The sequence below is a fragment of the Amycolatopsis sp. NPDC050768 genome (assembly GCF_040654155.1).
In the GTDB taxonomy this organism is placed as follows: Bacteria; Actinomycetota; Actinomycetes; order Mycobacteriales; family Pseudonocardiaceae; genus Amycolatopsis.
On sequence record NZ_JBFAHL010000022.1, the window covers coordinates 70,819 to 93,878 of the forward strand.

The following is a 23,060-nucleotide window of genomic DNA, read 5'->3' on the forward strand; positions in this document are numbered from 1 at the left end:
CCGACGCGAAGCACGGGGCCGGGGAGAAACGCTGCGCTGCATGGAACTCCGAGCAGCCGGACACGGGAGGTGCGCCTGATGGCCTTCACCCGCAACTTCCGCGGCAAGCGCCGCGAGGAGGTCGACCCGGGGCGAGTGCCGCCCGGGCAGTACGTGACGCCGGGGTTCCCGGTGCTCTCCGCGGGGCCGACTCCGAAGGTGGTCGCCGACGACTGGACGTTCACCGTCCGCGACGCCGCGAAGCGGCCCGTCACCTGGACCTGGGACGCGCTGCGCGCGCTGCCCGCCGAGTCGATCACCGTGGACATCCACTGCGTCACCAAGTGGTCGAAGCTCGACACGACGTGGACCGGCGTCTCGCTCGACACGATGCTCGACAGTGTGGAAACCCGGGCCGGTTACGCGGTCGCCTTCAGTGAAGGCGGCTACACCACAAACCTGCCGCTGGCCGACCTCACCGGGGGCAAGGCCTGGCTGGTCCACGAGTTCGGCGGCGCCCCGCTCGAACCCGAACACGGCGGCCCGGTGCGGTTGCTCGTGCCCCACCTCTACTTCTGGAAGAGCGCCAAGTGGGTGCGGGGCCTCGACCTGCGCGAGCAGGACGTACCCGGCTTCTGGGAGCGCTACGGATACCACAATTACGGAGACCCATGGCGGGAACAGCGCTACGCCGGCGACTGAACTGGCAGCAGGCCGCGGTGACCGGCCTCGTCGCGGAGACGCCGAACACCCGCAGCATCGCGTTCGCCCTGCCGGACTGGCCGGGCCACCGCGCGGGCCAGCACGTCGACGTGCGCCTGACCGCCGAGGACGGCTACCGGGCCGAGCGCAGCTACTCGATCGCCTCGGCGCCGGAGGACCCCCACGTGGTGCTCACGGTCGAGCGGCTCGACGACGGCGAGGTCTCGCCCTATCTCGTCGACGAGCTGCGCGTCGGCGACGAGGTGGAGCTACGCGGCCCCGTCGGCGGGCACTTCGTGTGGGAGTCCACGTGCGGCAGTCCGGTGCTGCTCGTCGCGGGCGGCTCCGGCGTGGTGCCGTTCCGTTCGATGCTGCGCCACCACGCCGCGGCGGGCAGCACGGTGCCGATGCGGCTGCTGTATTCGGCGCGGTCGCGGGAGACCCTGATCTACGCCGACGAGTTCACCCGGATCGGGGGACGCGGCGGGATCGACATCCGCGTCACACTCACTCGCGAAAACTCGGGCACCCGGCCGGGCGAGCACGGGCGGATCGACCGGGACTTCCTCACTCGGGCCGGCCTGCCGCCCACCGAGGAGCCCGTGGTCTACGTGTGCGGGCCGACCGGGTTCGTCGAGACGGTGGCGAACACGCTCGTCGACCTCGGTCACCGGCCCGAGCGGATCCGGACCGAACGCTTCGGCGGAACGGGGACACCATGACGATGTTCGACGGCAACGCCATCGCCGGCACTCTCAACGCGGTGTTCGGCGGCGAGATGACCACGGCGAGCGGAACCTGCGCGTCGTGCGGCGCCACGGAAGTCCTGGCGCAGCTGCGGGTCTACCGCGACGCGCCGGGTGTGGTGGCCCGCTGCGGGCATTGCGACGCGATCCTGATGGTCATCGTGGAGAAGCGCGGTATCAACTGCGTGGACGTGTCGGGCTTCGCGGCACTGGAGGAGCCCACTCAGCTCTGAAGCTGGCGCCGGGACGTGACGTTGAGCTTGTCGTAGATCCGCCCCAGGTGCCATTCCACCGTGCGCGGGCTGAGGAACAGCCGCGCGCCGATCTCCGCGTTCGACAGTCCCTCGCGCACCATCCGCACGATCTGGGCCTCCTGCGCGGTGAGCTCCGTGCCGGTCTCGACGGAACGCTTGCGCGCCGTGCCGCCGGTCGCCCGCAGCTCGCGGCCCGCGCGTTCGGCGAACGCCTCCATGCCCATCTCGGTGAACATGTCGTGGGCGGCGCGCAGCTGTTCCCGCGCGTCGGCCCGACGGCGCCGGCGGCGCAGCCACTCCCCGTACAGGAGTCGCGCCCGCGCGCACTCGCCCCGGATGCGGGTGCGCGACAGGCGTTCCACGGCCTCGCGGTAAGCGCTCTCGGCGTCTTCGCCGGTGGCCAGCAACGCGCGTGAGCGGGCTTCGACGCCCAGCGCCCAGTCGGTGCCGCTGGCGCGCGTGGTCTCCACGAGCCGGGCGAACGCGTCCTCGGCCGCCGCGGTCTTGCCGAGCCGGGTGGCGGCTTCGATCAGCTCCACCAGCGCGAGCCACGGCTCCACACCCATCACCGGCGGCCGCTGCCGCGCGTCTTCGCTCGACGCCAGCGCTTCCGCGTAGTGGCCGAGACTGTTGCACAGCACCGCACGGGCCGACCCGACGATCAGCAGCCCGAACCCTTCCCCGCGCCGCACTGCCTCCGCTTCGGTGCGCGCGATCACGGCGCGTGCCTCGTCCTCGCGCCCACGCCACGCGGCCAGCAGCAGCGTCCCGTACGTCGCCGCCGGAATCCCGGTCGCCCGCGACACCTCGGCGAGCTCGTCGCGCAGGTGCGCCGCGGTGACCAGGTCACCCGCGTAGACGTGGGCGCCGATGTGCGACGCGAGCGCGAGCGGCAGGGTGTTGAGCGCGCCCTTGTCGCGCGCGAGCTGCAGGTGCCGCGCGGTGTCGAGCGTCTGCTCGTCCCACATGTTCCCGGCCATGATGTGGGCGAGCCACAGCCAGTGCAGTTCCTTCAGCGACAGATCGGGAGTGCGAAACGCGCTCAGCGCCCGCCGCAGCATCGGCAGCGAGGGCGCGAAACCGTCGGTGAACCGGATCGCCAGGCCGTCGAGCAGCAGGTCGGCCGGGCCCGGAGGCTGCGGCGACCGCGGTGCGGCGCGCGCGGCCTCGGCGACCTCACGCAGTTCGGCGTCGGTCACGCCCGCGAACATCCCAGCCAGCAGCGCGTCGAGGTAGGTCTCGCGGGCCAGCCGCACGTCCAGCTCCTCGAGCTGCCGGGCCGCGGCGAACAGCAGCGGCGGCGCCTCGCGGCCGCGGTTGACGGTCATCGAGATCCGGCCGCGCAGCAGGTCGGCCTCGGCCTTCTCGAGCCGGTCGAGCGGGCCGGCCTCGGCGATCGACAAGAGCCGCAGCGCTTCCTCCGGCGCGCCCGCGACGTGCGTGACGTGGGCCGCCTCCAGGGTGCGCTTCGCCCGGGTCTTGGGGTCCGCCGTCAGCTCCGCCGCGCGCTCCAGCATCGCCGCGGCGGCCGCCATGCCGCCCCGGGCCTGCGCCCGGCATGCCGCCCGGCCGAGCTCTTCGGCGGCCTCTTCCGCGGGTGCTTCGGCGGCCTGCGCCGCGTGCCAGGCGCGGCGGTCCTGGTCGGTCTCGGGGTCGGTGACCTGCGCGAGCGCCCAGTGCGCCCGGCGCCGCTCGCTCGGTGCCGCGGCCTGGTAGATCGCCGAGCGCACCAGCGGGTGGTGGAAGCGCACGTGGGTGCCGATCTCGATCAACCCGGCCGCCAGCGCGGGTTCCGCTGCTTCGGCGCCGATGTCGAGCAGCCCGGCCGCACGCCACAGCGTCACCGGGTCGCCCTGCGGTTCCAGTGCGGCGATCAGCAGCAAGCGCGTGGTGTCGGAGTCGAGCTGGGCCAGCCGCGCCTGGTAACGCTGCTCGATGCGACGCGGGATCGTGGTCGCACCGGCCAGGGAGAATCCCTCGGCCAGCTCCTTCGGGCTCAGCCCGCGCGAGAGCTCCACCAGCGCCAGCGGGTTGCCGCGGGTCTCGGCGACGATCCGGTCGCGCACGCGGTCGTCGGCGGGCAGGCGCAGCACGGAGTCGAGCAGGTCGTGGGCCGCCGCGTCGGGCAAACCCTCGACCACAAGCTGCGCGACGCCCGTCAGTTCCGTGGCCGCGGCCGGCTCCCGCACCGCGAACACCAGCGCGACCGACTCGGCGACCAGCCGGCGCGCGACGAAGGCGAGGGCTTGCGCGGAAGCGCTGTCCAGCCACTGGGCGTCGTCGATCACGCACAGCAACGGCCGGTTTCGCGCCTCCTCGGCCAGCAGACCCAGCACGGCCAGGCCGACGAGGAACCGGTCGGGCGCGGGGCCCGGGCTCAGGCCGAACGCGGTGCGCAGCGCCACCCGCTGTGGATCCGGCAGGGCTTCGGCGCCGTCGAGCATCGGCGCGCACAGCTGGTGCAGGCCGGCGAACGCAAGCTCCATTTCGGACTGGACGCCCCCGGCGCGGGCGACGCGGAGCCCGGCGGCCTGGCGGGCCAGGTGGTCGAGCAGCACGGTCTTGCCGACGCCCGCCTCGCCGCGCAGCACGAGCACCTGGCTCTTACCGGCGCGGACGGAGTCCAGCAGCCGGTCGAGGGTCTCGCGTTCCGCGCGCCGGTCCAGCACTCACCCACCTGCCCGTGTGCTCGCTCTTCCCTTCCGGCCACGGCGACCAGCGGGCGCCCGCAGGATATCCCGATCATCGGGCGGCGCCGGGTACACAGCGTTCACCGATGTCGCCCGGTTCGCCCGGGTTCGCCCGGGTCCCGGGGTCGTGCCCGGGGCGGCCCGGGTTCGAAGCGGCCCGGGACCCGCGAACGTCGACGCCGTGCCCGACCCGAACCCGGCCAGTGTAGTAACCGACGTCACTCTGCACGGCCGTGCCGCCGAAGTCCACCTGCTCGATCAGCACGTGCGGGACGGCCACGGCGCGCTCGTGCTGCGGGGCGACCCGGGCGTGGGGAAGACCGCGTTGCTGCGCCACGTCGTCGCGCGAACGCGCGGGTATCGGGTGGTCCAAGTGCGCTCGTCCGAAACGCGGCCGTACGCGGGACTGCGGCAGCTGTGTGCCGCGCTCGAAGAGGTGTTCGGGCAGCTGTCGCCGCACCATGCCCGGGCACTGCGTGCGGTCACGGAGGACTCCGATCCGTTCGCGGTCGGGGTGGCGGCGACGTTCCTCGTCTCGGCCGCGGCCCCGTTGCTGTGCGTCGTCGACGACGCACAATGGCTGGACGAGTCTTCGGCGCGTGCTCTGGCTTTCGTGGCACGGCGATTGCCAGGGCGGCGGGTGATGCTGCTCTTCGCGGAGCGCACCGGGGCCGGTGGGCTGGAGGCCTTGCCGGAGCTGGTGGTGCCCGGGTTGTGCCGGGCCGCTGCTCGCGCGCTGGTCGATTCGCTGGTGCCGGGTCCGGTGGACGAGGACGTGGTCGAGCGGTTCGTCGCGGAGACCCGGGGGAACCCGCGGGCGATCCGTTCGACCGTGACGGCCTTCGCGCCGGCTGGTGGATTCGGCCTGTCCTACGGGAACCCGGACGCCGATACCCAGGAACGGGTGCTGCGCCTCGACCCGGACGGCCGCACGCTGCTGCTGGCCGCCGCCGCGGATCCGACGGGCGAGGTGGCTCTGCTGTGGCGGGCCGCCTCGCAGCTGGGGATCCCGACGGTCGCGCCGGACGGGTTGCTCGCGTTCGGCGAGTGGGTCACGTTCTCCGACCCGGCAGTGCGCGGCTGGGTTTATCACCGGGCCACGCCTGCGGAGCGGCGCACGGTCCATCGAGCGTTGGCTGACACGGCGACGTCAGAAGACCGGCGGGCTTGGCACCGCGCCCACTCAGTGCCGGGCCCGGAGCCGGCGGCAGCCGACGGCCTGCTCGCGCAGGTGCCCTCGGCCCGCAAGCGTGGCGGGCCCAGCGCGGCCGCCGCGTTCCTGCGTGTCGCCGCCACGCTCACCTCCGACCCCGCCCTGCGGACCGAACGCACTCTGGCCGCGGTCGCGGCGGAACTCGACGCCGGGCAGCCCGGAAACGCGCTTCAGCTGCTGGACTCGATGGTCGGCGCCCTCGAACCGGCTCAACGGGCCGAAGCCACTCGGCTGCGAGCCTGGCTCACGTTCGTCTCGACCCGCACCCCCTCCGCAACGGACGCACTGCTGCGCGCGACCCGCGACGCCCTCCCCTTCGGCTCGGCAAACCAAGCTGGTCTCGACGCGCTCGGAGCCGCCGTCCTCACTGGCGTCGATTTCGCCCCCATGCCCCTGAGTCACGACGACGGACTCGGGGCCGGGCTGATTCTGCGCGGCACCGAAGGTTTCGACGCTGCCGTCGGGCCGCTGACCGCAGCTCTCGAAACCGCTCGGCCATCGTGGCCGGCCGGGCTCGTCGCCGCTGAACTGTGGGACGACCAGGCGTGGCACCGGTTGGTGAGCGGAGCGGCCGATCCCGGTGCCCTGCCGGATGTCTTGGCCGGAAGGTCACTGTTTTCAGTCCATACCGGCAATCTCACCGGGGCGGCCGCGCTGGACGACGAGGCTCGCACGATGAGCACGAAGCTGGGCCAGGCACCGCTGGAGCACGCGACCGTGCTCGTCGCGGCCTGGCGTGGTCACGAGTTCGGCGGCTCGGCCGGCCACGGACTCGCCCGCACGTGCGGCGAGCTGGCCACCGCGGTGGCAGGCAACGCCGTCGGCGACTACTCGCGGGCACTCGCCGCGGCACAGCGTGTCGTCGAGCGCGACGAACTGGCGACGGCGGGCTGGGCGCTGGTCGAGCTGGTCGAAGCCGCCGTGGGCGCGGGCCGGCTCGACATCGCGACGACGGCACTCGAGGTGCTCGTGAACCGCACCGACCGGTGCGGGACCGACTGGGCGCTCGGTGCCCAGGCCCGGTCCCGTGCGCTGCCGACCGAAGGCCCCGAGGCCGAAGGCCTGTACCGCGAAGCGATCGAACGGCTGACCCGGACGAGGATCCGGCCGCTCCTGGCCCGCACTCGGCTCGGCTACGGGGAATGGCTGCGCCGGCAGGGACGCGACGAGGAAGCCGGTGAGCCGTTGCGCGCCGCGCACGATGAGTTCCTCCGCATGGGGGCCACGGCCTTCGCGGACCGCGCGTTGCTCGCGATCGGCGAACGCGAAACCCCCGCGGTCACCACCTCGGCGCTGACCCGGCACGAACACCGGATCGCCGCGCTCGCCCGCGGCGGCCTCACCAACTCGGAGATCGGCACCGCGCTGTCGATCAGCCCCCGCACGGTCGAGTACCACCTGCGCAAGGTCTTCGCGAAGCTGCGCATCACGTCGCGAACCGAGCTGCACCTGGCCTTCACCGAGCACCAGCACGGAATCGAGGCCGCCGCCCGATGAACGCAACGCTCCCCCTCGTCGGACGCGACCCCGAACGCGCCCGTCTCCGGGACCTGCTGACCGGCGGCGGCGCGGTCGTGGTCCGCGGCGCGGCGGGACTCGGGAAAACGGCCCTGCTCACGCAGATCGCGAACGCGGCCGGCGAGCACCGGGTGCTGAACGTCCGCGGGATCGCCGCCGAAGCGGACCTGCCGTACGCCGCGCTGCACCTGCTGTGCTCGGCCCTGCCCGCCGAGCTCGCCCGGCTGCACGCGCACCGGCGCGAGGTGCTGGAACGGGCCATCGGACTCCGCGCGGGTGCCGCGCCCGAACGGCTGCCCGTCTGTGTCGCCGTGGTGGAACTGCTGGCGCTGGCGGCAGAACCGCAGCCGGTGCTGTGCCTGATCGACGACGCGCAGTGGCTGGACGAGGCTTCGGCCTCCGTGCTCGCGGCCGTCGCCCGCCGGCTCGGGCCCGTGCCCGTCACGCTGGTGTTCGCCGAACGCGGAGAGCGGTTCGCCGACCTGCCGAGTCTCAGCCTCGAACCCCTGGACCACGCCGAGTCGCGCGAGCTCCTCAGGTCCGCGGCGGCCGCGCCACTGGACGACGCTGTGCTCGACCGCGTTGTGGCGGAGGCCCGGGGAAATCCACGGCTGCTGCTCGACGCCGTCCGCCCGGCGGCCGGCCTCGCCGGCGGTTACGGCGTGGTTCCCTTGTCCTGCCCCGAAATCGCCGGCCCGTCGACAACGTTGACGCCTGAGAGCCGGCTCCTGCTCATCCTCGCCTCCGCCGAACCGCTCGGCGAGCCCGTCCGGCTGTGGCAGGCGGCCACCCGGCTCGCGATCGGACCGGACGCGGCCGAGCCGCTCGAAGCGGCGGGCCTCGTCTCGTTCGGCGCGTGGGTCACCTTCCGCGAACCCCGCCTGCGCCAGTGCGTCTACGGCCTCGCGTCCGGTGCGGAACGCCGCCTGGTCCACGGCGCCCTCGCCCTCGCGACCGATCCTCAGCTCGAACCCGACCGGCGCGCGTGGCACCTCGCCCACGCGACGGTCGAGCCGGCAGAGGCCGTCGCCGATTCGCTGGCCCGCCTCGCCGATGAGGCCGGACGCCGGGGCGGGCTGCCGGCCGCGGCCGCCTTCCTGGAACACGCCGCGCTGCGCACCGCCGACCCGCGGCTGCGCGCCGAGCGGGCCATCGCGGCGGCCGACGCGCATCACGCGGCCGGCGCCGTGGACGCGGCGGTCCGCCTGCTGGCTGTCGCGGAGCTGGGCTCCCCCGGCGTCGCCGCCCGGGCACGGTCGAACCGGGTGCGCGCCCGCATGGCGTTCGACTCCGGCCGCGGCGGGGCCGCGGTCGGACGGCTGTTCACCTCGGCCCAGGACCTGGAGGTGTGCGAACCTCGCCTGGCGAGGCCCGCGTACCTCGAAGCCCTGGGCGCCGCGATCTTCACCGGCCACGTCGACGTCGTCCACGCTGTGCTCGCACGCCTGGCCACCCACCGGCCGACGGGCTCCGACCGGCTGCTCGAAGGCGTCGCGCAACGCTGCACCGCCGGCTACGCGGCCGCCGTCGAACCGCTCAAGCTCGCGTTGAAAACCCTCGACAACGACCACGAAAACGACGCCCGCTCCCGGCTGCTGGCCTGCCTCGTCGCACCGGACCTGTGGGACGACGACACCTGGCACGACCTCACCCGGGACGAACTCGCCGGCGCTCGCGAGACCGGCGCCCGCACGATCCTGCCGTACGTCCTCACCCACCGCGCCCTTGCCGAAGTCCACTTCGGACAATTCGCCGTCGCGGAGTCCTTGGTGGCCGAAGCGGAATCCCTCACCCGGGCCACCGGCACCCCGTCGTTCCCGCACGCCGCCTGCGTGCTGGCCGCGTGGCGCGGGCACGAGCTGCCGACGTTCGCCGAGTCCTGCTTCGAAAACGGCGGCATGGCCCGCACCACCGCCCGCTACGCCACCGCCGTGCTCCGCAACGGCCTCACCGCGTACGCCGAAGCCGCCGACGCGACCCGCGACGCCCTCGACCGCGACGGCATCGAGCTCCAAGGCTGGTCCCTCGTCGAGCTCGTCGAAGGCGCCGTCCGCTCCGGCGACCTGACCACCGCCGCGGAGGCGGCCGACCACCTCTCCGAACGCGCCTGCCTCAGCGGCACCGAATGGGCCCTCGGCGTCGACGCGCGTTCCCGCGCGCTGCTTCACCACGGCCAAGCAGCAGAAGACCTGTACACGGAAGCCATCGACCGCCTGGGCCGCTCCCGCATCACCCCGCACCTCGCGCGCGCCCGCCTGCTCTACGGCGAGTGGCTCCGCCGCCGCGGCCGGCGCGTCGACGCACGAGGCCCCCTGCGCGCCGCCCACGAGGCGTTCCTCGCCATGCGCGCCGAGGCCTTCGCCGCCCGCGCGATGCGCGAACTCCTCGCCACCGGCGAACGCGCGCGCCGCCGGGTGCCGGAAACCAGTTCCCAGCTGACGCCGCAGGAGCGCCGCATCGCCTCGCTCGCCCGCAACGGCCGCTCCAACCCCGAGATCGCCACCGCCCTGTCCATCAGCCCGCGCACGGTCGAGTACCACCTGCACAAGGTCTTCACCAAGCTGTCCATCACCACGCGCACCGAACTGCACCTGGTCCTGGCCGCCTGCGCGGACGACTGAGCTCAGCCCTTGCGCAGGTCGGGTGCCGGCGCGCCCAGCAGGCCGAGGCGCGCGCGGTCCCACGCGGCGTGCATCGCCGCCTGGACCGACTGGGAGGTGTGGCCCAGCAGCCGCACGCCCGCGCCGCACGCGGCCGGCAGCTCGGAGACGCCGGCGAGGACGTCCGGCACCCCGGCCAGGGCCTCGCGCAGCGCGGTCACGAGCTCGGCCGGCGGCATCCGGTCCGACACCACGTACAGGCTCGCCACCACCTGGTACCCGCCCAGCGTCGCCGGTGAGACGGGGTCGCCGGCACCGCCCGGGCGCAGGCGCAAGGTGTCGGCGAACAGCAGCGCGCCGTCGGGGGTGCGGGCTTCCAGCTCCGCCCAGTAGAGGTCGTAGACGTGGGCCTCGCCCCGGGCCACCCGGCCCGGGAGCAGGACCTCGCCGAGGATCACCGACGCGTCGGGCGCGATCGTCACGGCCGTGCGCTGGAAGAGACGCGAGCCGCGGAACGGGACGACCGGGTCGGGCAGGTACTCCAGCACCGCGCCGGCACCGACGGTCAGGTTCACCAGCTGCGTCGCGTAGTTGTCGCGCGCACCGAAGACCTTGGTGGACGCCTGCGTCGTGAGGTGGACGGCCGAGCCGGGGGCGCAGTCGACGTCGATGCGGTAGCGGTCGCCCTGCACGAAACCGTCGCCCTGCTGCTGCAGGAACACGAAGGCCATGTCCGGCCGCCGCGGGTCGAGGTGGATCGGGCGGTAGATGTGCAGCGGCGCGCGCTGGTACTGCCGGACGACCCGGGTGGTGCCGCCGCGCGAGGCGAGCGCGAGGTCGAGCACGCCGAGCTTGCCGGGCGCCCCGACGCCGAGGCCGTCGCGGATGGACCCGTCGAAGCCGAGCAGCTCCTCGGGCAGACGCGTCGGCGTGCACCACGCCGGGTCGTCGCGACGGGTCATCCCACTTCGGCGGCGGGCGCGAACCGGCCGATCACGTCGCGGATGCGGCGGGTGACCTCGTCGAGCCCCTCACCGGTGAAGCAGTTGGTGAACACGAACGGGCGGCCTTCGCGCACGGCGCCGGCATCGCGGTCCATCACCGCCAGGTCGGACCGGACGAGGTCCGCCAGGTCGACCTTGTTGATCACCAGCAGGTCGGAGTGGGTCACGCCCGGGCCACGCTTGCGCGGGATCTTATCGCCCTGCGCCACGTCGATCACGAAAACGAAGTAGTCGGCCAGCGCCGCGCTGAACGTCAGCGTCAGGTTGTCGCCGCCCGACTCGACGAGGACCACGTCCGCGTCGGGGTAGCGGCCGGTGAGCTCGGCGACGGCGTCGAGGTTCATGGTCGGGTCGTCGCGCACCGCGGTGTGCGGGCACGAACCGGTCTCCACGCCGACGACCCGCTCCGGCGCGAGCACGCCGGCCAGGGTGCGCCGCACGTGCAGGGCGTCTTCGCTGGTGAAGATGTCGTTGGTGACGACCAGCGGGCGGTGGCCGGCCGCGATGAGCATCGGCACGAGCGCCTCGATCAGCGCCGTCTTGCCCGACCCGACCGGGCCGCCGATGCCGATCCGGGCGACGCCGGGGGTGCGCGCGGCGGAGAACGCCGCGTGGCAGTGCGGGTGGTCATGCGAATGCGGGTGGGGCTCCATGGTTTTCCTTCCCTCAGCTGGCGAACAGCCGCAGTTGCGTTTCCTCGTGCCGCATCGCCGCCACGTCCGGCAGCGGCGTGCAGCTCGTGATGGCGTCGGGGTCCTTGTCCACGGTGCACATCGCCGCTTCGGCCGTGGCGGCCCGCACGTCGTGGAGCACGGCTTGCGCGGTGCTGTGGTCGGTGACGGCCAGGCGCACGCCCGCCGCGACCCAGGCCGCGGAGAACGCGAACAGCTCCCCCGCCACCGCCTCCAGCCGCGGCACGCCCACCGACGCGCTCAGGATTCCCAGCACCACCGCGTGGTTGCCGGGCGACCGTCCTTTCGCGACACAGTCGGCGTAGTGCCGCAACGCCTCGGTTGGGAACACCGACCCGGCGATCCGCAGCAACGCCCGCCCCGTGCGGGTGGAGGTCTCCCGCGCCTCCCGCGCCAGCTTCACCGCGGTCAGCCGTTCGTCGGCTCGGGTCACGCACTCGAGGTCGAGGGAGTCCCCCGACGCCGTGGCGCGGTGGGCGCACGCCAGTGCCACCCCGTCCGACGGCGCCACCCCGAGCAGCAGCTGGTCCCGCAGCAGCGCCGAGAGCACCCGCGGGTCGCTCGGCGTCGCCAGGAAACCCGACTGCACCAGGGTTTCCAGGCCGTAGGACAGCGTGTAGCGGCCGCTCGGGAACGCCGAATCGCTCAGCTGCAGCACGGACAGGAAGCCCGTGAGCCAGTCGGCGCCCCCGAGGTACGGCGGCATCAGCGGACCCCGGTCATCGGACAGGCCCGGTCATCGGACAGGCCGCACATCAGGCGATCCCGCACGTCAGACGATCCCGCATTTCAGACGATGTAGTACAGCTGCGACATGGCCACCTCGTCCACCGCGGGCACCACGGCCGGCTCACCGTCCACAGTGACCTGGTACGTCTCGGGGTCCACCGTGATGTCGGGCGTCAGCTCGTTGCGCACCATCTGCGCCTTGCCCACGGTCCGGCACCCGCGCACCGCCTCGGTCCACCGGTCGATCCCGAGCCGCTCGAACAGCTTGCTCTCCTGCGCCGCCTGCGAGAGGAACGTGATCGACGTCCGCCCCACCGCCTTGCCGAGCCCGGCGAACATCGGCTGCAGCAGCACCGGTTCCGGCGTCGGGATGGACGCGTTGGCATCACCCATCACCGACCACGCGACGAACCCGCCCTTGAGCACGTACTTGGGTTTGACGCCGAAGGTGTTCGTCGGCCACAGCACGATGTCGGCGAGCTTGCCCGGCTCCAGCGAGCCCACGACGTGGCCGATGCCGTGCGTCAGCGCCGGGTTGATCGTGAGCTTCGCCAGGTACCGCAGGATCCGCTGGTTGTCGTCGCCCGCGGCCTCCCCGGGCAGGCTGCCGGTGAGCTTCTTCATCTTGTCCGCGGTGCGCCAGCAGGTGGTGACGGTGTCCCCGATGCGTCCCATGGCCTGCGCGTCGGAGGAGTACATGCTCAGCACACCCCGGTCGTGCAGTACGTCCTCGGCCGCCTCGGTCTCGGCGCGGATCCGCGACTGCGCGAACGCGACGTCCTCGGGGTTGTCGGGGTTGAGGTGGTGCGTCACGATCGTCATGTAGAACAGGTTGTCCGTCGTGTCCGTGGTGTACGGACGCGTCGGGTTGGTCGAGGACGGCAGCACGTTGGGCAGCGACGCGATCGCCATCATGTCCGGCGCGTGGCCGCCACCGGCACCCTCGGTGTGGTAGCTGTGGATCGTCCGGCCGTCGATCGCGTCGAGGGTGTCGGCCAGGTAGCCACTTTCGTTGAGGGTGTCGGCGTGCAGCGCCACCTGCACGTCGTGCTCGTCGGCGACCGACAGCGCGCAGTCCAGTGCCGCCGGGGTGGCGCCCCAGTCCTCGTGGACCTTCAGCCCGCAGGCGCCGGCCTCCACCTGCTCGCGCAGGCCTTCGGGGCGGCTGCTGTTGCCCTTGCCCATGAGGCCGATGTTGACCGGCAGCGCGGCCGTCGCCTCGAACATCCGGGCCAGGTTCCACGGACCGGGCGTGCAGGTCGTGCCCTTGGACCCGTCGGCCGGTCCGGTCCCGCCGCCCAGCAGCGTGGTGATCCCGCCGGCGAGCGCGTGCGGGATCTGGGCCGGCGTCAGGAAGTGCACATGGGTGTCGATCGCCCCGGCGGTGGCGACGAGGCCCTCGCCGGAGATCACCTCCGTGCCCGGCCCGATGACCAACCCGGGCAACACCCCGTCCTGCACCGACGGGTTGCCGGCCTGGCCGATGCCGGCGATCAGCCCGTCCTTGACGCCGATGTCCGCCTTGAGGATGCCGAGCACGGCGTCCATCACGATCACCGACGTGATCACGAGATCCAGGGCGCCGTCGGCGTTGCGCACGCCGGGTGCCTGCGCCATCCCGTCCCGAATGGACTTCCCGCCGCCGTAGATCGCTTCCTCGCCCGGGAGGATGAGACTGCGTTCCACCCGGGCGAGCAGTTCGGTGTCGGCCAGGCGGAAGCGGTCGCCCGCAGTCGGGCCGTAGAGCGACGCGTAGTGCCGCCGCGAAACCGTGGTCACGCCTGGTCCCCCGTTCCCGTGAAGCCGCGCTCGGCGGCCCGCGCCTGGGCCCGGGCCGCCGCTCCGCGAACCGCGAAACCGCCGTCGAGCAGGCCGCTGAAGCCGACCACCCGCCCGGCGCCGCCGAACTCCACGAGCTCGACGTCCCGCTCGTCGCCGGGCTCGAAGCGGATCGACTGCCCCGAGGGCACGTTGAGCCGCATGCCCAGCGTCGCCGGGCGGTCGAAGTCCAGCACCCGGTTCACCTCGAAGAAGTGGAAGTGCGAACCGACCTGGATCGGCCGGTCACCGGTGTTGCGCACCGGCAGGCGCGCGGTGCGCCGGCCGGCGTTGAGCTCGATCGGCTCGTCGGCGAGCAGCCATTCGCCTGGAATCATCGTGCGCTCCTATGGAATCGGGTCGGCCACGGCCACGAGCTGCGTGCCCGTGCGGAACGTGGCCTCGACCTGCACCACGTTCACCATCTCCGGCACGCCGGGCAGCACGTCCTCGCGCGTGAGCACCTGTTTGCCCAGCTCGGTCACCTCCGCCACCGACCGGCCGTCCCGGGCCGCCTCCAGCAGCGCCTCGGTGATCAGCGCGATCGACTCCGGGAAGTTCAGCTTCAGACCGCGGTCCTTGCGCCGCCGAGCCAGCTCGGCCACCTGGTAGATCACCAGCTTCTCGATTTCCCGGGGGCTGAGCATCATGGACGACAGCGTCGCCTCGATGCGCGCCTGGCCGGCCTCACCCGCCGTCACGGCTCAGAACCCGGCCAGGCCCTGCGGGCTGTTGTACGGGATCTCCGCGGCGGTGACCTCGACGAGCGAACCGTCGGACTGCACCGCGTAGCCCACGAGCTTCGAGGCGTTGGCGTAGATCTGGTACAGGTGGGTGCCGTCCGGGGTCAGCCAGTTGTCGCTCGGGCCGCTGCTGACGGTGCCGTTGAGCGCGCGGAAGGTACCGTCGCCGGGAACCTTCGGGCAGGCGTTGTCGTGCACCAGCGAGACGACGTCGCCGTCGATGCGGAAGCAGGAGATGTTGCTGTAGCCGAAGTTCGTGGCGAACACCCACTTGTCGTCGGGCGAAACCGCGCACCAGCACAGCTCCGAGGGCAGACCGGCGCTGGTGTCGATCTTCACGACCGGGCCGGTGCCGATCTGGCCGCGGTCGTCGAGCTTGGCCAGCGCGATGCCGTCGGCCACGGCATAGCCGATCACGAAGTGGTCCGGGCGGTGGTGCAGGAACGCGGGGTAGAACGGCGAACCGCCGCCGCCGTCCTGGAACATGCCCTCGCCCAGCGAACCGTCGTGCTGCAGCGGGAAGACGATGATGCCGTCGGGGTCGGGGGCGTTGGACGCGACCGACTTCTTCGAGCCGTCCGGCTGGTCGGCCCACAGGATCGGCGAACCGTCCGGGTTGGCCGCGGCCGGCTGGTCGAACGTGGTGCCGACGACGAGGAAGCGCTCGTCCGGCGAGAGCACGACCATCGTGGACACGCGCAGCGGCTTGTCCGGCGTGTTCACGGTGTAGCCCTCGGGCCGCGAGGTGAGCCTGCCCTCGGGGTCCACGGTCATCAGCCGCACGTGGTCCGGGCCGAACGAGTGCAGCACGTACAGCGTGCTGGTGGCCGGCGAGAACGCCAGCGACTTCGCGGTGCCGCTGCGCCCGGCCACGATGTTGCCGGTGCGCTTCACGTCGAGCAGCGTCAGCTTGCCGTCGCCGCCGACGGAGAAGCTGGAGACGGAGTTGTCGCCGCCGTTGGTGGCGAACAGGAACTGCTGGTCCGCCGTGAGGATCACGCTGCCCGCCGCCTCGAAGGCGTTCGGCGCGCTCTCCTGGCCGCTGATCGGCTTGTACACCCCGGACCCGCCACCCCCGGTGGGTACGCGCTCCACCTCGGTGAGGGCGCCGTCGGCCCCTCGGGAGTAGTGGATGATCGCGTTCCTGACCTCGTTGGTCTGGAGGTAGAGGTGGCCGTCGGCCAGCGTAGGTGGCATGTGGGTTCTCCCTTTCGGTCGTCGCGTCAGAGCCTGCCCGCGCGGCGCCCGCGTCGCGTCCGGGTGCCCCCGGGCCCGACCCCCCAGTGCGTTGTGGTGGCGGGAAAAGAAAAGCCCCACACCATCCTTTGTGGATGGTATGGGGCGGTTCTGCCCGGGGTGGCTACTTCTCGTCGCTCCGGACCACGGTGGAGATCACGTCGTTGAACGCCTCCGTCGACGACGGGTGCGTGTAGATCGCCTCGCCCAGCTGCGCGGCCTTGATGCCGTAACGCATCGCCTGCGCCACGGTGTTGATCAGCTCCTGCGCGTCGACGCTCAGCAGCGAGGCGCCGAGGATCTCGTCGGTGTCGAGGTCGATCACGAACTTCATCACGCCGCGCGTCTCGTCCACGACGTAGGCGCGCGGCATCGCGATGATCTCCGCGACCGGCTGGCTCGAGACCTTGATCCGGTGGCCCGCGTCGCGCGCCTCGCGCTCGGTGAGGCCGACCATCGCCAGCGGCGGGGTCATGAACAGCGTCCGCGGCACGGCGACGCGGTCGGTCGTGGTGCGCTTGCTCTCGCCGCGCAGCTGGTCCAGCACGATGCGGGCATCGTCGAGCGAGACATAGGTGAACTGCGGCCCGCCGTTGACGTCGCCGAGCGCGAAGATGTGCGGCTGGCTGGTGCGCAGGTGCTCGTCGACCTCCACCGCGCCCCGGGCCGTCACGCGGACACCCGCCGCCGCGAGGCCGAGGCCCTCGGTGGCCGGTTTGCGGCCGGCGGCGGACAGCACCGCGTCCACGGCCAGGGTGCGCTCGCGGCCGTCGTGCATGTACTGCACGATCGCCTCACCGGCACCGTCCTCGACGCCGGTGACGTTGGCGCCGGTGACGATCTCGATGCCCTCGTCGACGAGGATCTTCTCGGCAACTGCCTGCACGTCGTCGTCGAGGTGGTCGAGGATGCGCGCCGTCGATTCGAAGAGCGTGACCTCGGAGCCGAACTGGCGGTAGATGGCGGCGAACTCGATGCCGAGGTAGCCGCCGCCGACGATCGCCAGCCGCTTCGGCAGCTCGGTGCGGTGGATGAGGTCGGTGCTGGTGACCAGGTACTTGCTCATCCGCAGGCCCGGGAGGTCGGGGATCACGGGCGTGGAGCCGGTGTTGATGAGGATGTGCTCGGCCCGGACGGTCACGGGGCCGTCGGCGGTGTCCACGAGGACGGTGTCGGGGCTGGTGAACTCCGCGTGCCCGGTGAGGACCGACGCCGTCTCGAGGCCGTCCATCCCGTCGAAGTTGCCCTTGCGGAACAGCGAGGTGATCGCGTGCACCTCGCCCACAGCCCGCTCGTACCACTCCTGCGGCGGGTCGGACGGACGGCGGTTGCGGGAGCGGTGCACCAGCGCCTTGGTAGGCACGCAGCCGACGTTCGGGCAGGTGCCGCCGTACATCTCCGGCGACTGCTCGACGACGACGACCCGCTTCCCGAGCCGGGCCATGGTACCGGCGGCGATCTTGCCGCCCTTGCCGAAGCCGACCACGAGGAGGTCGGCTTGAAGCGAATTCTCGACGGTTTCCATGATTGAAGGCCCTTTGCGCACGAGTGTGGACAACGCGGTACGGGCCGACCCTGCCCCGGTGGGCGGCGTCGTCGCATCGAGGAACACCCGAGCCGGCGACCCCAGTGGGCCGCGGGGTTTTCACGGGCCAGGCCCGGAATGGCCGGTTTTCGGCGGCCATCCCGGGCGTGGGGTCAGCTCACGTCGATGCCCGCAGGGCTGCCGAGCGCGCTGAAGTCGCTCGGCGCGTGGTCGCCGTTCACGGTCTGGGGCAGGCCGCCGAACTCACCGATCTTGGCGAGCTCGCCATCGGCGCCGATCGACCAGGCGGCGAGCTTGCCGGAGCCTGGGAGCACGTTGTAGAGGTTCTTGCCGTCCGGGCTCACGCCCAGGTCCAGCGGCGTGCTGCCCTGGCTGTCGGCCGGCTTGTCCGTGGTGCCGGCCACCTCGTGCAAGAGGGTGAGACTGCCGTCGGAGTTCACCTTCCAGCTCGAGATCGTGCCGGAGGTGTAGTCGGAGCCAAAGGCGTACTTGCCGTTGTTCACGACCCAGCACGTGTCGATCTGGCGGTCGGCCACGGCCGTGCTGATCGGGGTCAGGTGCCCGTCGCGGCCGAGGCGGTAGCTGCCGGCCGCGCCGGTCGGGTGGCCGTCCTCCACGCCGCCGCCGACGAACTCGGCCAGGTCGACGTTGCCCTTGCGGTCGAAGGAGAATCCGAACGGACCGCGGTTGGCGAAGTCGGTGCGGACGAAGTCCTTGCTGGGCCGTCCCGCGCCGTCGACACCGAAGGTGAGCACGCGGCCCGGCCCGGTCGGGTTGGCGCCCGGGATCACGTCGTTGGTGGGGCCGTCCTTGATGGACACCAGCAGGTGGTGCCCGTCCGGGCTGAAGGAGACCTGGGTCGGGTCCTTCAGCGCGTCGGGAGCGAAGCGGTCCTGGTTGGCTTGCAGCTGCCGGGTGGAGCCCGGGACGGGGGTGAGCAGGCCGTCGAACCCGAGGCGGAACCCGGTGATGCTGCCCTGACCCGAGGCGTTGAGCACGTAAACGACGTTTCCGTGCTGCGTGACGCTGTTCGGGAACCGGGAACCGCTGGGACGCGGATCCGTCACCGGTCGGGACGACGTCCACGACCTGCAGACGGTCCGGCAGAATCCGCAGCACGGAAAGCGTGGCGCTGCCGGCGTTGGTAACCAGCAGAAAACGGTGGTCCGCGGTGAGGCGCACCGAATTGCCCGAACCGAGACCGTCGCCCGCGAAGCGCTGGCCCGGCCCCGAACCCTGACCGCCGGTGGCGAACGTGCCGACGAGCGTCAGCTTGCCGTCGGCCGCCCGGTGGTAGTAGGCGACCTGGTTGCCCGGCTGGCTCGGATCAGTGCTGTTGTTGTGGTTGGTGCCCACGAAGACCGACCCCGGCCGGCTCCGGTCCGGCACCGGCGACGCCGACGCGGTGCCCCCGGCGAACACCGCGGCGAACGGGACCAGCGCGGCGGCCGCCAGTGCCGTGGTCGTGTTGTCATCGACGGGTAAGAATTGTTTCCCTCAGTGCGGAAGCTGCAGCCGCCCGTCGATCCGCCGCGGCAGGGGTGCTCGGGGCTCGTCGGTGAGCTCGTCGGGCAGCAGGTGCGCGGGGGCGTTCTGCCAGGCCAGTGGCCGGAGGAACCGGCGGATCGCCGTGGCGCCGACGGAGGTGTGGAGGCTGTTGGTCGCCGGCCACGGGCCGCCGTGGTGCTGGGCCCAGCTCACCGCCACGCCGGTCGGGTAGCCGTTGAACACCAGGCGGCCGACGCGCCGGCCGAGCTCGGTGGCCAGGTCCTTCGGGGCCTCGTCCTCGCCGAGGTGCAGCGTGGCGGTGAGCGACGCGGGCGCCTGGTCGACGACGGCGAGCAGTTCGGCTTGGCTCCGGTACCGCACGATCACGGAGGCGGGGCCGAAGTACTCCGCGAACGCCTCGGCGGGGATCCCGTCGGCGTCCACTGTGGTCAGAAGCGGAGCCACGCCATACCCGCCGCCTGGCTTCGGTCCGCTGGCTACTTCGGACACTTCCTTCGCGCGGACGAGCCCGGCGGTGTCGCTGAGGTACGCCTGATGGATTCGCCGGTTGAGCAACGGCACCACTTCCGCCTTGCCGAGCGCTTCGGCCGCAGCGGCCACCACAGCGTCGCCGTCGGTACCGGCCGGCACCAGCACCAGCCCGGGTTTCGTGCACAGCTGCCCCGCCGACCCGGTCACCGACGCGACGAGGCCCACCCCGATTTCGGCGCCCCTCTCACGCGCCGCGGCAGCGGTGACGACCAGCGGGTTGAGGCTGGAGAGCTCACCGTAGAACGGGATCGGTTCCGCGCGGCCGCGGATGAGGTCCAGCAGCGCCCGGCCGCCGGACAGCGAGCCCGTGAACCCGACCGCTTTGACCGTGGGATCGGTCACGAGGCTCTCCCCCGCCGCCCGCCCGAAGACCAGCCCGAGCGCCCCGGCCGGCGCCCCCGCCGCGACGAGCGCCTCACGCAGGACCTCGTGGACGAGCCGCGAAGTCCCGGGGTGCGACCCGTGCGCCTTGACCACCACGGGGTTCCCCGCGGCCAGCGCCGACGCCGTGTCCCCGCCGGGCACCGAGAACGCCAGCGGGAAGTTGCTCGCCCCGAACACCGCGACAGGCCCGATCGGCACCAGCATCCGCCGCAGGTCCGGCCGCGGCCCCATCGGCGTCGGCCCGGCCGGGTCGAGGGTCGCCTCCACGTAGCCGCCGTCCTCCACGACGCCGGCGAAGAACTCCAACTGGTAGCACGTTCGGGTCAGCTCCCCGCCGAGCCGCGGCGCACCCAGCGCCGTCTCGGCGTCGGCGAGCGAGACGATCTGCTGGCGCTCGGCCTCGAGCGCCTGCGCGAGCGCACGCAGCAGCTTTGCCCGCCCTCGCCGGCCCAGCGCCTCCAGCCTCGGCGCCGCCGCGGCCGCCTCCGCCACGATCGCGCGCACTTCCTCCGCGCTGTTCTCCACCGCGCCGGCCTCCAGCGCCTCACCGGTCCACGGATCGACTCCGGCGACCGGCCGGTTTTCCAGGGTTGTCACAGTTCTCTCCGAATCAGGTACGAGGCAGCGCGGCAACGGTCTCGGTGTCGACACCCACCGCGCCCAGGTGGGTAGCGCCACCAGGGGTGCCGAGCGGGGTTTCCCGTCCCGGCAGCGCTTCGGTGAAGAACCCGGCGTTGTCAGCCGTGTTCCACTGCGCGTCGGTGCCGGCGAGCATCCGGTCGGCGAGCGCCGCGCCCGTCGGGCAGGCCTGTTCGCAAGCGCCGCAGTCGATGCATTCCACGGGGTTGATGTACATCTTGCGGTCGCCCTCGTAGATACAGTCGACCGGGCATTCCTCGGTGCACGCGCGGTCGAGGATGTCGACGCAGGCGTCGGTGATGACGTAGGCCATGGCCGGGGTCCTCTCGGGTCAGGCGGGGACTCGCAGGGGCCGGGCGGCGAGCGCCGGGCCGTCGGTGGAGTGCCCCGGGAAGGGGGAGGCGGCCGGGTCGAGGTGGACGGCCGCGTGGTTCACGGCGGTGGCCGCCTCGCCGAAGCCGACCGCGATGAGCGGGACCCGGCCGTCGTAGGTGCAGATGTCGCCGGCGGCGAAGACGCCGGGCCGCGACGTACGCATGGCGGCGTCGACCACGATCTTGCGGTCGCGCGTCGCCAGGTCCCACTGCAGCAGCGGGCCCGGGTTCGCGACGAACCCCAGCGCCGCCACGACGTGGTCGCACGGCACCTGGGTCGTCTCGCCGCTCACCGTGTCGCGCAGGGTCGCGCGCGTGATCCGGGCATCGCCGTCGAGGCGTTCGACGGTCGCGTTCGTGCGCACGGTCGCCGGGCCGGCCAGTACCTGGCCCACGGTGTGCAGGTGCGCGCGGAAGGTGTCGCGGCGGTGCACCAACGTGACGTCCGCCGTGTGCTGCAACGTCTCGGCCCAGTCGAGCGCCGAGTCGCCGCCGCCGACCACGAGCACGCGGCTGCCGGCGAGCTCGGCCGGATCGCGGACGAAGTAGGTGAGCCCGCGGCCCAGGAACTCCTCGCCGCACGGCAGCTTGCGCGGTGAGAACGTGCCGATCCCACCCGTGACCACGACCGCGCCGGCCTCCAGCACAGCACCGTCGTCGAAACCCAGCCGCAGCCGCCCGTCCGCCAGGTCGTCCAGCGCCGTCGCCCGATGCCCGAGCAGCATCCGAGGCGAGAACTGGTCGAGCTGCTCCACCAGTCCGCGGACGAGGTCGCGGCCTTTCACCGCGGGGAACCCGGCGACGTCGCGGATCAGCTTTTCCGGGTACAGCGCGGTGATCTGGCCGCCGGGCTCCGGCAGCGCGTCGACGACCGTCACCGACAGCCCGCGCATCCCCGCGTACACCGCCGCGAACAGCCCCGCGGGCCCGGCGCCGACGACCGCGACGTCGCAGCGCGTCACCGCTGCTCCGCGTCGTAGACTGCGAAGACCTTGTTGGACACGAAGATGTTCGACGCCACGAAGCTCGTCCAGCTCGGCCCGCGGCCCAGCTCCCGCATCGCGCCGAGCAGCGCCCACCAGTTCAGCAGCTCCTGCTGGCCGGCCTTCTCCGCGTCCGCGAGCGTCGTGTTCTCCCACACCGGGTAGTCCGCGGCGACGAGCGCGTCGTACATCTTCTCGTCGGCCGCCGAATCGGGGAACAAACGCATCGTCGAGTCCACGAGGAAGCTGTGCGACCAGCTGGAGCTGGCGACGAGCGCGACCCGGTACGGGCTGTCCGCACAGATCCGCGCGACCGCCGCGCCGACGTCCATGATCCGCGCCGGCGAGGGCGAGGGCGGGTCGAGCTCGCGCTCCACACCGAGTGGGCTGATGTTGCCCTGGAAGCTGATCACCTTGCGGCCGTAGCAGTTCAACGGGAACGTGACCACCGGGTAGTCGAACCCCTCGCGGTCGTAGTCCAGGTACAGCACCGTGTTCAGGAACGCGTGCGCGAGACCCGGGTGGTGCAGCGGCTCGTACGAGTACGGCACGTCGATGTGGCGCGCCAGCAGCCCTTCCACCAGGTGGCGGGCGAACGGCCGGTGGCCGCGGATGAGGCGCTCGGTGTTCTCGCCCTCGCCCCAGACGTTGGGCTTGCCCTTCATGTTCGACGACTCGTCGGCGTGGCGCCACGGGTGCACCGTGAGGTCGTCGTAGATCTGCACGGCGTACGGCGGCACGAGGTCCTCGCGGAAGTTCTCGTACTGGTCGTCGCCCCAGATCAGCACGACGTCCGGCTGGAACTCGTCCAGCGCGGCGCGCGTGCGGCGGAAACCCTCCAGCAACGCCGCGCGGTGTGCCTTCCCGGCCGCGACACCTTCGTCCCCGGCCCATTCACGGCGGGCCCGCTCGGGCCACGACGCCGGGTCGCGCAGTTCGGCGGGCAGCTTCGGGTCCGCGAGCGCGCCGCGGAACACCCGCGTCAGGTTGTCGTCGGTACCGCTCAGCGGTGGGTAGTGGGTGACCCCGAGACCCAGTACTTCGGCCATGGTTCCTCCTCGTCGTCGAGTGGGTGGTGAGGTCCAGTCTCGGAACCGGCGGGACCCCCGGCCACGCCTCGGACCGGCGAGTGGACCGGTGGGACTCATCAACGGCCGCCGGCCGCGACGA

At 72.5% G+C, this 23,060-nt stretch carries 19 protein-coding genes; 5 read left to right on the forward strand and 14 right to left on the reverse strand.

The window, feature by feature from the left end; all coding sequences use genetic code 11:
- The first annotated feature begins 78 nt into the window (after positions 1–78).
- From AB0H62_RS42865 to AB0H62_RS42875, 3 genes are read left to right on the forward strand one after another with little or no spacing between them, the layout of a single operon-like run.
- Positions 79–681, forward strand: a complete 603-nt coding sequence (locus AB0H62_RS42865) for a sulfite oxidase-like oxidoreductase (protein WP_220240414.1) — start codon at positions 79–81, stop codon at positions 679–681.
- Positions 651–1,403 carry a ferredoxin reductase gene (locus AB0H62_RS42870; protein WP_360592117.1) on the forward strand — a complete coding sequence of 251 codons (753 nt, stop codon included), beginning with the start codon at positions 651–653 and terminating at the stop codon, positions 1,401–1,403. Before AB0H62_RS42865 ends, AB0H62_RS42870 begins: the two co-directional genes overlap by 31 nt.
- On the forward strand, positions 1,400–1,660 hold the full coding sequence (locus AB0H62_RS42875) for a DUF6510 family protein (RefSeq protein WP_220240412.1): 261 nt from the start codon (positions 1,400–1,402) through the stop codon (positions 1,658–1,660). The genes AB0H62_RS42870 and AB0H62_RS42875 overlap by 4 nt, the downstream gene beginning before the upstream one ends.
- Here the strand turns inward: AB0H62_RS42875 and AB0H62_RS42880 are convergent.
- A complete protein-coding gene (locus AB0H62_RS42880) occupies positions 1,651–4,350 on the reverse strand; it encodes a helix-turn-helix transcriptional regulator (RefSeq protein ID WP_220240411.1) in 2,700 nt (899 codons plus the stop codon). The two genes, AB0H62_RS42875 and AB0H62_RS42880, sit on opposite strands and share 10 nt — an antisense overlap.
- A 202-nt stretch (positions 4,351–4,552) precedes the next feature.
- Between AB0H62_RS42880 and AB0H62_RS42885 the strand changes: the two genes are divergently transcribed.
- Both AB0H62_RS42885 and AB0H62_RS42890 read left to right on the forward strand, forming a co-directional pair.
- Complete coding sequence (locus tag AB0H62_RS42885) at positions 4,553–7,081, forward strand: AAA family ATPase (RefSeq protein ID WP_360592118.1); 2,529 nt, start codon at positions 4,553–4,555, stop codon at positions 7,079–7,081.
- Positions 7,078–9,723: an AAA family ATPase gene (locus tag AB0H62_RS42890; protein WP_360592119.1), complete on the forward strand. Its 2,646-nt coding sequence runs from the start codon at positions 7,078–7,080 to the stop codon at positions 9,721–9,723. Before AB0H62_RS42885 ends, AB0H62_RS42890 begins: the two co-directional genes overlap by 4 nt.
- Before the next feature lie 2 nt (positions 9,724–9,725).
- Here AB0H62_RS42890 and AB0H62_RS42895 read toward each other — a convergent pair whose 3' ends face one another.
- The 13 genes from AB0H62_RS42895 to AB0H62_RS42955 form a co-directional block, all read right to left on the reverse strand.
- Positions 9,726–10,664, reverse strand: coding sequence for an urease accessory protein UreD (locus AB0H62_RS42895; RefSeq protein WP_360592120.1), 939 nt, complete (start codon positions 10,662–10,664; stop codon positions 9,726–9,728).
- On the reverse strand, positions 10,661–11,359 hold the full coding sequence (gene ureG / locus AB0H62_RS42900; protein WP_360592121.1) for an urease accessory protein UreG: 699 nt from the start codon (positions 11,357–11,359) through the stop codon (positions 10,661–10,663). The genes AB0H62_RS42895 and ureG overlap by 4 nt, the downstream gene beginning before the upstream one ends.
- Positions 11,360–11,372: 13 nt before the next feature.
- Positions 11,373–12,104, reverse strand: a complete 732-nt coding sequence (locus AB0H62_RS42905) for an urease accessory UreF family protein (RefSeq protein ID WP_220240406.1) — start codon at positions 12,102–12,104, stop codon at positions 11,373–11,375.
- An 83-nt stretch (positions 12,105–12,187) separates the two neighbouring features.
- A complete protein-coding gene (gene ureC / locus AB0H62_RS42910) occupies positions 12,188–13,906 on the reverse strand; it encodes an urease subunit alpha (RefSeq protein ID WP_360592122.1) in 1,719 nt (572 codons plus the stop codon).
- On the reverse strand, positions 13,903–14,283 hold the full coding sequence (locus AB0H62_RS42915; RefSeq protein WP_220240404.1) for an urease subunit beta: 381 nt from the start codon (positions 14,281–14,283) through the stop codon (positions 13,903–13,905). Before AB0H62_RS42915 ends, ureC begins: the two co-directional genes overlap by 4 nt.
- A gap of 9 nt (positions 14,284–14,292) precedes the next feature.
- The gene (locus tag AB0H62_RS42920; RefSeq protein WP_220247702.1) at positions 14,293–14,595 is read right to left on the reverse strand and encodes an urease subunit gamma; all 303 of its coding nucleotides are present in this window, start codon (positions 14,593–14,595) and stop codon (positions 14,293–14,295) included.
- Positions 14,596–14,649: 54 nt separating this feature from the next.
- Positions 14,650–15,885, reverse strand: coding sequence for a beta-propeller fold lactonase family protein (locus AB0H62_RS42925; protein ID WP_360592123.1), 1,236 nt, complete (start codon positions 15,883–15,885; stop codon positions 14,650–14,652).
- Between the two features lie 163 nt (positions 15,886–16,048).
- A complete protein-coding gene (locus AB0H62_RS42930; protein WP_360592124.1) occupies positions 16,049–17,449 on the reverse strand; it encodes an FAD-dependent oxidoreductase in 1,401 nt (466 codons plus the stop codon).
- A gap of 173 nt (positions 17,450–17,622) precedes the next feature.
- Positions 17,623–18,537, reverse strand: a complete 915-nt coding sequence (locus tag AB0H62_RS42935; RefSeq protein ID WP_360592125.1) for a beta-propeller fold lactonase family protein — start codon at positions 18,535–18,537, stop codon at positions 17,623–17,625.
- A 430-nt stretch (positions 18,538–18,967) separates the two neighbouring features.
- Positions 18,968–20,491: an aldehyde dehydrogenase family protein gene (locus AB0H62_RS42940; protein ID WP_360592126.1), complete on the reverse strand. Its 1,524-nt coding sequence runs from the start codon at positions 20,489–20,491 to the stop codon at positions 18,968–18,970.
- A 13-nt stretch (positions 20,492–20,504) separates the two neighbouring features.
- Positions 20,505–20,846 (reverse strand): ferredoxin, encoded by a 342-nt coding sequence (gene fdxA, locus AB0H62_RS42945; protein ID WP_220240399.1) that lies wholly within the window; start codon positions 20,844–20,846, stop codon positions 20,505–20,507.
- A gap of 18 nt (positions 20,847–20,864) precedes the next feature.
- Positions 20,865–21,869, reverse strand: a complete 1,005-nt coding sequence (locus AB0H62_RS42950) for an NAD(P)/FAD-dependent oxidoreductase (protein ID WP_255637998.1) — start codon at positions 21,867–21,869, stop codon at positions 20,865–20,867.
- The gene (locus AB0H62_RS42955; RefSeq protein ID WP_360592127.1) at positions 21,866–22,939 is read right to left on the reverse strand and encodes an extradiol ring-cleavage dioxygenase; all 1,074 of its coding nucleotides are present in this window, start codon (positions 22,937–22,939) and stop codon (positions 21,866–21,868) included. The genes AB0H62_RS42950 and AB0H62_RS42955 overlap by 4 nt, the downstream gene beginning before the upstream one ends.
- Between the last annotated feature and the right edge of the window lie 121 nt (positions 22,940–23,060).

Coding starts and splice junctions, on each gene's coding strand:
- AB0H62_RS42890 (WP_360592119.1), top strand. CDS start 7,078: ATGAACGCAACGCTCCCCCTCGTCGGACGCGACCCCGAACGCGCCCGT.
- AB0H62_RS42875 (WP_220240412.1), top strand. CDS start 1,400: ATGACGATGTTCGACGGCAACGCCATCGCCGGCACTCTCAACGCGGTG.
- AB0H62_RS42915 (WP_220240404.1), bottom strand. CDS start 14,283: ATGATTCCAGGCGAATGGCTGCTCGCCGACGAGCCGATCGAGCTCAAC.
- AB0H62_RS42870 (WP_360592117.1), top strand. CDS start 651: ATGGCGGGAACAGCGCTACGCCGGCGACTGAACTGGCAGCAGGCCGCG.
- fdxA (WP_220240399.1), bottom strand. CDS start 20,846: ATGGCCTACGTCATCACCGACGCCTGCGTCGACATCCTCGACCGCGCG.
- ureG (WP_360592121.1), bottom strand. CDS start 11,359: ATGGAGCCCCACCCGCATTCGCATGACCACCCGCACTGCCACGCGGCG.
- AB0H62_RS42925 (WP_360592123.1), bottom strand. CDS start 15,885: ATGCCACCTACGCTGGCCGACGGCCACCTCTACCTCCAGACCAACGAG.
- AB0H62_RS42920 (WP_220247702.1), bottom strand. CDS start 14,595: ATGATGCTCAGCCCCCGGGAAATCGAGAAGCTGGTGATCTACCAGGTG.
- AB0H62_RS42930 (WP_360592124.1), bottom strand. CDS start 17,449: ATGGAAACCGTCGAGAATTCGCTTCAAGCCGACCTCCTCGTGGTCGGC.
- AB0H62_RS42895 (WP_360592120.1), bottom strand. CDS start 10,664: ATGACCCGTCGCGACGACCCGGCGTGGTGCACGCCGACGCGTCTGCCC.
- AB0H62_RS42955 (WP_360592127.1), bottom strand. CDS start 22,939: ATGGCCGAAGTACTGGGTCTCGGGGTCACCCACTACCCACCGCTGAGC.
- AB0H62_RS42865 (WP_220240414.1), top strand. CDS start 79: ATGGCCTTCACCCGCAACTTCCGCGGCAAGCGCCGCGAGGAGGTCGAC.
- AB0H62_RS42905 (WP_220240406.1), bottom strand. CDS start 12,104: ATGCCGCCGTACCTCGGGGGCGCCGACTGGCTCACGGGCTTCCTGTCC.